Origin of the sequence: Arsukibacterium sp. MJ3 (assembly GCF_000987765.1) — a bacterium.
In the GTDB taxonomy this organism is placed as follows: Bacteria; Pseudomonadota; Gammaproteobacteria; order Enterobacterales; family Alteromonadaceae; genus Alishewanella.
Window position 1 is genome coordinate 1 of sequence record NZ_LAHP01000134.1, and the last position, 569, is coordinate 569.

Here is a 569-nt window from a genome sequence, read left to right on the forward strand (position 1 = left end):
TGATCGTTTAAGTAATTCCGAAATACCACCAACCAGCCATCTGCATAACGCACAATACTAAAGCTTGGGATATTATAATCCACAGCAGCCGCAATAATGGTAGGCGCCTCGGCATCTTCCACCAGCTGCATACCATTGTCAGTATGATTCCGTACTTGAATACGTTCGCCACGGCGCCAAGCAAAACCATCGTAAGCGGTTGTTTCAGCTGCATCCGTTAGCGCATTTAAACCACGTTCGTTGCGCGCTATTTCTTGCTGAATAATCCGTTCCACCTGCTCCGCTTCAGAAAGCGGTTGCACTTCGCTGCATCCAGTGGGCAACACCACTGCAAATACACCTGCCATCAACCATTTCAACACGTTACATTACCCTTACTACGCACGTTTAATCTTCTTCAAGATATCCGCAAAAAATGGCGCACCTTTGCGCCGAGCAAATTCAATATTTCGCTCCGGAATTGATTCCGGATCAGAGTAATCTGCTAACGCCTTTTCCAAACTCGCCTCACGTAAAATATGCAGCACCGGCAATGGCGAGCGGTTCGTATAGTTTGCCGCATCATCTAG

General features: G+C 47.5%; 1 protein-coding gene and 1 pseudogene. Both read right to left on the reverse strand.

Annotated features, from left to right (window positions below):
- Positions 1-362 (reverse strand): annotated as a pseudogene (locus tag VT06_RS17150) (hypothetical protein); the annotation flags it as partial.
- Positions 363-377: 15 nt separating this feature from the next.
- Positions 378-569, reverse strand: a 192-nt coding sequence (locus tag VT06_RS17155) for a DUF1415 family protein (protein ID WP_046555548.1), incomplete at its 5' end; no start/stop codon positions are given.